This is a genomic window from Xanthomonas sp., from assembly GCF_017163755.1.
In the GTDB taxonomy this organism is placed as follows: Bacteria; Pseudomonadota; Gammaproteobacteria; order Xanthomonadales; family Xanthomonadaceae; genus Xanthomonas_A.
In genome coordinates this window covers 63,461-70,323 of the sequence record NZ_JAFIWC010000029.1, presented here as the reverse complement: position 1 = coordinate 70,323, position 6,863 = coordinate 63,461, and the positions used below count along the sequence as shown (strand labels likewise).

General features: G+C 72.9%; 7 protein-coding genes. 4 read left to right on the top strand and 3 right to left on the bottom strand.

The window, feature by feature from the left end:
• Nucleotides 1-361: 361 nt before the first annotated feature.
• From JR065_RS17710 to JR065_RS17700, 3 genes are all read right to left on the bottom strand, one after another.
• Nucleotides 362-1,861 (bottom strand): glycine betaine ABC transporter substrate-binding protein, encoded by a 1,500-nt coding sequence (locus JR065_RS17710; protein WP_206235682.1) that lies wholly within the window; start codon nt 1,859-1,861, stop codon nt 362-364.
• On the bottom strand, nt 1,858-2,595 hold the full coding sequence (locus JR065_RS17705; RefSeq protein ID WP_206235681.1) for an ATP-binding cassette domain-containing protein: 738 nt from the start codon (nt 2,593-2,595) through the stop codon (nt 1,858-1,860). Before JR065_RS17705 ends, JR065_RS17710 begins: the two co-directional genes overlap by 4 nt.
• 268 nt (nt 2,596-2,863) lie before the next feature.
• Nucleotides 2,864-3,742, bottom strand: a complete 879-nt coding sequence (locus tag JR065_RS17700; RefSeq protein WP_206235680.1) for an outer membrane protein assembly factor BamD — start codon at nt 3,740-3,742, stop codon at nt 2,864-2,866.
• Between the two features lie 108 nt (nt 3,743-3,850).
• On the opposite strand from JR065_RS17700, the gene rluD reads away from it, so the two are divergent.
• From rluD to JR065_RS21570, 4 genes are all read left to right on the top strand, one after another.
• Complete coding sequence (gene rluD / locus JR065_RS17695; RefSeq protein WP_206235679.1) at nt 3,851-4,858, top strand: 23S rRNA pseudouridine(1911/1915/1917) synthase RluD; 1,008 nt, start codon at nt 3,851-3,853, stop codon at nt 4,856-4,858.
• 172 nt (nt 4,859-5,030) lie between these two features.
• Nucleotides 5,031-5,813, top strand: a complete 783-nt coding sequence (gene pgeF / locus JR065_RS17690) for a peptidoglycan editing factor PgeF (RefSeq protein ID WP_429001883.1) — start codon at nt 5,031-5,033, stop codon at nt 5,811-5,813.
• Complete coding sequence (locus JR065_RS21575; protein ID WP_343237297.1) at nt 5,798-6,340, top strand: DUF4166 domain-containing protein; 543 nt, start codon at nt 5,798-5,800, stop codon at nt 6,338-6,340. The genes pgeF and JR065_RS21575 overlap by 16 nt, the downstream gene beginning before the upstream one ends.
• Nucleotides 6,327-6,770, top strand: a complete 444-nt coding sequence (locus JR065_RS21570) for a thiol-disulfide oxidoreductase DCC family protein (RefSeq protein ID WP_241093717.1) — start codon at nt 6,327-6,329, stop codon at nt 6,768-6,770. The genes JR065_RS21575 and JR065_RS21570 overlap by 14 nt, the downstream gene beginning before the upstream one ends.
• Nucleotides 6,771-6,863 lie beyond the last annotated feature (93 nt).

Genomic DNA, 6,863 nt, shown 5'->3' with positions numbered 1-6,863 from the left:
CAACGCCATCGCGCGTGATCGAGCGCCTTATGCCCCTCCTGGGATCGCTCCTGCATGACAGTTGACTCCTACAGGGGCAGTGTCTGGGGCTGGCGGATCACTGTAGGAGGGGCTTCAGCCCCGACAGGTCTTTCGGCCGGTGGCTGTCGGCCTCTGGTCGCGACTGAAGTCGCTTCTACAAGGGCCGCAGGGCCGAATTGCTGGATGGGTGCGCTGTGGGGAGGGACTTCAAGCCGACAGGTTGCCACGCCGGTTTCCGGTCGAGACCGATCGCAACGGGTGACTCAAATCTGGCGGTAGTCCCCCGGCACCGCTCGCACGGACAGTCCCGCGACGCGGGTTCTGCACCACCACCGGTGGCTCAGCGCCGCGCCGCCAGGCGCAGGCCGCGCGGGGTCAGCCAGCGCTCCAGTCCCTCGAACAGCGCCTGCACCAGCAGCGCCAGCACCGCCGCCGGCACCGCGCCTTCCAGGATCAGGCCGATGTCGTCCAGGCGGATCCCGGTGAGGATGGGCTGGCCGTAGCCGCCGGCGCCGATCAGCGCGCCCAGCGTGGCGGTGCCGACGTTGATCACCGCGGCGGTCTTGATCCCGGCCAGGATCGTGCGCAGCGCCAGCGGCAGTTCGACCCGCCACAGCCGCGTGCCCGGCGGCAGGCCGATCGCTGCGGCGGTCTCGCGCAGCTCGCGGGCGATGCCGACGAGCCCGGCATGGGTGTTGCGCACGATCGGCAGCAGGCTGTACAGGAACAGCGCGGCGATCGCCGGTTTGGCGCCGATGCCGAACAGCGGGATCATGAACACGAACACCGCCAGCGACGGCAGCGTCTGCAACACGCCGGTCAGCGACAGCACGACCTGTCCCAGGCGCGGCCGGCGCGCGGCGAAGATGCCCAGCGGCAGCGCCACCAGCAGCGCCAGGCCGAGCGACAGGCCGACCAGGGCCAGGTGCTCGCGGGTGCGCTGCAGCACGCGCGCGGCGCGGCTGTCGCGCGCCGGCGCGGCGACGCCGAGCCACTGCGCGGCCACCGCGCTTTCGGCGCGCCGGTCCAGCTTCACCTGCGCATTGAGCCGCTGCATCGTGGCCGCGTCGATGCGCCCGCCCAGGCCTTCCAGCGCGCGCACGAACTGCGGCGAGCGCTGCGCCAGGTCCTGGCGGTAGACGAATACCGCCGCGTAGCGCGGGAAGTAGTTTCGGTCGTCCTGCAGCACCAGCAGGTCGTGCGCCGGGATCTCCGCATCGGTGCTGTACAGGTCGGTGACGTCGATCGCGCCGCTGTCCAGGGCGCGGTAGGCCAGGTCGTGGTCCAGCCCGGTCGGCGTCTGCGGCAGGCGGTAGGCTTCGCGCACGCCGGGCCAGCCGTCGGCGCGCGACAAGAACTCGTTGCTCAGGCCGAACTTCAACGCAGGGTGCGCGGCCAGTTCGGACAGGCGGGTCAGGCCCAGCGCCTGCGCGCGCTGCCGGCGCAGCCCGAACGCATAGGTGTTGTCGAAACCCAGCGCCGGGCTCATCGCCAGCCCGCGCGCGGCCAGCGCCCGGTGCAGCGCGGCGTCGTCGGCGCCGGGCAGGTGCAGCAGTTCGTCGGCCAGGGTGCCGGTGTATTCGGCGTAGGCGTCGATCGAGCCCTGTTCCAGCGCGCGCCACAGGATGCGGGTGCCGCCGAGCTGGCGGCGGTGCTCGACCTCCACCCCGGCGCGGCGGCCGGCGCCGGCGGCGATCTCGCCCAGCACCACCGCCTCGGTGAAATTCTTCGAGCCGACCACCACCGTGGGCGGCGCGGCGAACGCGGCGCTGGCGAGCAAACCAAGCAGCGCGAGGACGACGCGGACACGCCAGCGCCCGAGGGACGGCGGCACGGTCATCGCGCCTGCTCCAGCGTGCGCTGCGCGTGCAGGAACTGGCCGACGAACGCATCGGCCGGCGCCTGCAGCAGGCCCTGCACGCTGCCGCGCTGCACGATGCGGCCGCTGCGCATCAGCACCAGCGTGTCGCCGAGGAAGGCGGCTTCGGCGACATCGTGGGTGACCAGCACCACGGTCTTGCCGAGCAGCGCGAACAGTTCGCGCATCTGCGTCTGCAGGTCGTGGCGCACGATCGGATCGAGCGCGCCGAGCGGTTCGTCGAGCAGCAGCACCGGCGGGTCCAGCAGCAGCGCGCGGATCAGGCCCACGCGCTGGCGCTGGCCGCCGGACAGCTCGGCCGGATAGCGCGCCAGCAGCGCCTCGGGCAGGCGGCACAGCTCGGCCAGTTCGCGCAGCCGCGCGTCGATGCGCGGACGCGCCCAGCCCAGCGTCTGCGCCAGGATCGCGGCGTTGTCGCGCGCGCTCAGGTGCGGGAACAGCCCGCCCTCCTGTATCACGTAGCCGATGCGGCGCCGCTGCGCGAGCAGGGTGGCGCGCTGCAGCGGTTCGCCGGCGAAGCGCACCTCGCCCTGGTCCGGCCATTCCAGGCCCACCAGCAGGCGCAGCACCGAGGACTTGCCGGCGCCGCTGGGGCCGATCAGCGCGGTGGTGCGACCGGGCTCGATGGTCAGGTCGACCTGGTCCAGCGCAAGCGTGTCGCCGTAGCGGCGGGTGACCCGATGCAGTTCGAACATGCCGCCAGCATAGCCGGCGCCGGCGCCGGCGCGCGCGGCGCGCTCGGCTGGACTGCTCAGTTCGCCAAGCTGGTCAGCAGCTCCAGCGTCGGCTTGGGCCGCGACAGGGCGTACATCAGGCCGAAATGGCCTTCCACCCCCGCCAGGTTGGTCTGGTCGAGCAGCCGCTGCGGAACGATCCGCGGTATCGGCGCGCCACCGGCGATGGGCGCGGCTCCAAAGAAAAGGGGCCTTGTGGCCCCTTCTGTTGCGTCCGGCGGCGAGGCGGTTAGCGCGCCATCTGCGAGTTGGACTGGCCGGTGGCGGCGGACTTCTCGCCGGCGAACGGGTTCAGCTTGCGGATCATCCACGGGTACTTCGGCCAGTCGCCGCTCAGCCACGGGTGATCGGGCTGGTTCAACTCCAGCACGCGGCGCGAGTCGTCGGCCAGGGTCTTGTTGCCCAGATGGGTGTAGGCCTCGCCCAGCACCGCCACCGCGTCGTACTGGAAGGCGCTCTGCGGATAGGTCTCCAGCAGGTAGGTGGCGCGGCTGGCGGCCGACACCCAGGCGTTGCGGCGCAGGTAGTACAGCGCGTTGTCCAGCTCGTGCTGGGCGAACACGTTGCGCAGCACGATCATGCGCTGGCGCGCGTCGGCGGCGTAGCGGCTGTTGGGATAGCGCTCGGCGACGGTGTTGAAGTCGGCGTAGGCCTGCTGCGGGGTGGACAGGTCGCGGCGGCTCGGGTCCAGCGACCACACCCGGCGCAGGAAAACCGTGTCGCGGTTGCCGTTGGACAGCGCGCGCAGGTAGTACAGGTAGGCGATGTTGCGGTGGGTCGGATAGGTGCGGATGAAGCGGTCGATGCTCGACACCGCGTCGTCGTGCTTGCCGGCCTTGTACTGGGCATAGGCGGTCTCGATCATCGCCTGCTCGGTGTACTGGCCGTACGGATACTGCGCGATCAGGCGCTTGTAGCTGGCCTCGGCGCCGGCCCAGTTGCCGCCTTCCATCAAGCCGTGCGCCTTCTGGTACAGCTGCTCCACCGGCATCCCTTCCTCGGGATTCTTGTCCTTGTTGCGGTGGCAACCCGTGGCGACGAACACCATGACCAGCATCAGGGCGATGAAACGGACGTGCGCGGAGAGCGAGACGGAGCGTCGGATCATGGGTTCGGGCGGTACACGGCAGGAATACGAAGGGGCGATGATAGCCTAGTGGCCTGTCCGGCGACTGACTGCCGCCGCGACCTCCCTTTCCGACCTTGCCGTGCCCTCATGCCCAATGCCGTTCCGGAGTCCCCGCTGGACGCCGCCCCCGACACCCTCCGCCAGGCCCGCGTGCCCGACAACGCCGCCGGGCGCCGCTTCGACGCGGTGCTGGCCGAGCTGTTCCCCGAATTCTCGCGTTCGCGCCTGTCCGAATGGATCAAGTCCGGCGACGCGCTGCTGGACGGGGCCCAGGCGCGTCCGCGCGACCCGGTACGCGGCGGCGAGATCGCCAGCCTGCACGTGGTGCTGGATACCCAGACCCACGCGCTGCCGGAGGACATCCCGCTGGAGGTGCTGTACGAGGACGACCAGGTCATCGTGCTGAACAAGCCGGCCGGGCTGGTGGTGCACCCGGGCGCCGGCAATCCCGGCGGCACCCTGGTCAACGCGCTGCTGTACCGCGATCCGTCGCTGGCGGCGCTGCCGCGTGCCGGCATCGTGCACCGGCTGGACAAGGACACCAGCGGCGCGATGGTGGTGGCGCGCACGCTGCCGGCGCATACCTCGCTGGTCGCGCAGCTGTCGGCGCGCGACGTGCACCGGCAGTACCTGGCGGTGGTGGTCGGGCCGCTGGTGTCCGGCGGTACCGCCAGCGCGCCGATCGACCGCCACCCGCGCGACCGCCTGCGCATGGCGGTGCGCGAGGACGGCCGCGATGCGGTCACCCACTACCGGCTGCGCGAGCGATTCCGCGCGCACACCGCGCTGGAATGCCGCCTGGAAACCGGCCGCACCCACCAGATCCGCGTGCACATGGCGCACCTGAAGCATCCGATCGTGGGCGATCCGCTGTACGGCGGGCCGCTGAAGCTGCCCAAGGGCGCCACCGAGGACCTGGTCGCCGAGTTGCGCGGCTTCAAGCGCCAGGCGCTGCATGCCGAGACGCTGGAGTTCGTGCACCCGACCAGCGGCGAACCGGTGCGCGCCAGCGCGGCGGTGCCGGCGGACCTGCAACGCCTGCTTGCGGTGCTGCGCGAGGACACGCGCCTGGCCGCCGAGCAGGCGCGGCGCTGACGGCGGGCGCCACGGACATGCGCACAGGCAAAGCCTGGCGGCCGGCGGGATGCGCGCCCGTGGCGAGGCCGGCCGCGGACGGCGGTGGGCGGACCAGGTCCGGCGGCTTGTGCCGTGCCGGCGCAGGCACAGGCGCAATCCCGCGGTGCTCGCGCACCCGCGGCGTGGCCGGATGCCGGCCATGAACGATTTCGTGCTCCAGGCCGACTGGCCGGCGCCGCCGCGGGTGCATGCGCTGACCACGCTGCGGTACGGCGCCGGCGCGTCGCTGCCGCCGTTCGACCGTTTCAACCTGGGCAACCGCAGCGCCGCCGACGGTGACGATGCGGACACGGTGCAGCGCAACCGCGACGAACTGGCCGCGCGGCTGGCGCTGCCGTCGCCGCCGCACTGGTTGCGCCAGGTGCACGGCACCCAGGCGCTGCGCTTCGACCGCCCGCCCGCCGCCGCCGGGATCGACGCCGAGCCGGTCGCCGACGCGGCGGTCACCTCGGTCCCGGGCGTAGTGCTGGCCATCCTCACCGCCGACTGCCTGCCGGTGGTGTTCGCCGCGTGCGACGGCCGCGAGGTCGGCGCGGCGCATGCCGGCTGGCAGGGGCTGGCCGGCGGCATACTGGAGGCCACCGTCGCCGCGCTGCGCACCGCGCCGGCGCAACTGCAGGCCTGGCTGGGGCCGGCCGCCGGCGCGCAGGCCTACGAGATCGGCGCGAACGTGCGCGATGCCTTCCTGGGCCACGATCCGGCCGCCGCTGCCGCCTTCGTCGCCACCCGCCCCGGGCACTGGCGGGTGGACCTGTACGCGCTGGCGCGGCAGCGCCTGGCCGCCGCCGGGATCGATCCTGCGCACGTCCACGGCGGTGGGCTGTGCACCATCTCCGATCCGCAGCGCTTCTTTTCCTACCGCCGCGACCGCCGCTGCGGGCGCATGGCGACGCTGGCGTGGATCGGGCGCTGAGCCCGCCGCTGTTCGCGCAGTTGCTCGGCGACAGCTTCGCGCAGCTGCCGCCGGCGCTGCGCGCGCTGCATTCGGTGCCGCGGCGGCAGCGCTATGCCGGCCGCGCCGCGGTGCGCCGCGGCCGGCACCGGCTGCTGCCGCTGTGCGCGTGGCTGGCGCGGCTGCCGCCGGCGGCCGAGACGCTGGAGGTCAGCGTCGATTTCGTGGTCGATGCGGCCGGCGAGCGCTGGCTGCGCCGCTTCGGCGCGCACCCGATGCCGTCGCGGCTGTGGCTGCGGCGCGGACGGCTGCGCGAGCGGCTGGGCGCGGTCGAGTTCGAATTCGCGTTGCGCGTGGAGGCGGATACGATCGTCTGGCGCGCCAGCCGCGCGTGGGCGTTCGGGGTGCTGCCGCTGCCGCGGCGCCTGCTGGCCGGCGTGCACTGCCGCGAAAGCGAGCGCGACGGCCGCTACGCGTTCCTGGTCGAGGTGGCGCTGCCGTGGATCGGGCCGTTCATCCGCTACGAGGGCTGGCTTGAGCCGGCCTGAGGCCCGGGTCGATCCGGCGCCGGCGCCGCCTGCCGGCAGCGCGATCATCGTGTTCGACGGCGTGTGCCTGCTGTGCAGCCGCTGGGTGCGCCTGCTGCTGCGCTTCGACCGCCGCGGACGCTACCGCTTCGCGCCGATGCAGTCGGCCAGCGGCCGTGCGCTGCTGTCCCGGCATGGGCTGGACCCGGACGATCCGCTGTCGTTCCTGCTGCTCGCCGGCGACGGCGCGTGGACCGATTCGGACGCGGTGCTGCGCGTGCTCGCCGGGCTGGGCGGCGCGTGGCGCGCGTTCGCCATGCTGCGGTTGCTGCCGCGGCCCTGGCGCGATGCCGGTTACCGACTCATTGCGCGCAACCGCTATCGCTGGTTCGGCACCTCGGCGCAGTGCTTCCTGCCGGATCCGGCGCAGCGTTCGCGGTTCCTGGAATAGCGCTCGCGAGGTGGGCGTGGCGGGAGGAGCGTCGGCGCCGCGAGCGGGCGGCGTGGCGGGCGAGCTCCCTTCGCGGCCTGAGGCGTCGGCGGA

Bases quoted from the DNA above. Each gene is read 5' to 3' on its own strand.
- JR065_RS17705 (WP_206235681.1), bottom strand. From the start codon at position 2,595: ATGTTCGAACTGCATCGGGTCACCCGCCGCTACGGCGACACGCTTGCG.
- pgeF (WP_429001883.1), top strand. From the start codon at position 5,031: ATGCCGGCCATGAACGATTTCGTGCTCCAGGCCGACTGGCCGGCGCCG.
- JR065_RS17710 (WP_206235682.1), bottom strand. From the start codon at position 1,861: ATGACCGTGCCGCCGTCCCTCGGGCGCTGGCGTGTCCGCGTCGTCCTC.
- JR065_RS17700 (WP_206235680.1), bottom strand. From the start codon at position 3,742: ATGATCCGACGCTCCGTCTCGCTCTCCGCGCACGTCCGTTTCATCGCC.
- rluD (WP_206235679.1), top strand. From the start codon at position 3,851: ATGCCCAATGCCGTTCCGGAGTCCCCGCTGGACGCCGCCCCCGACACC.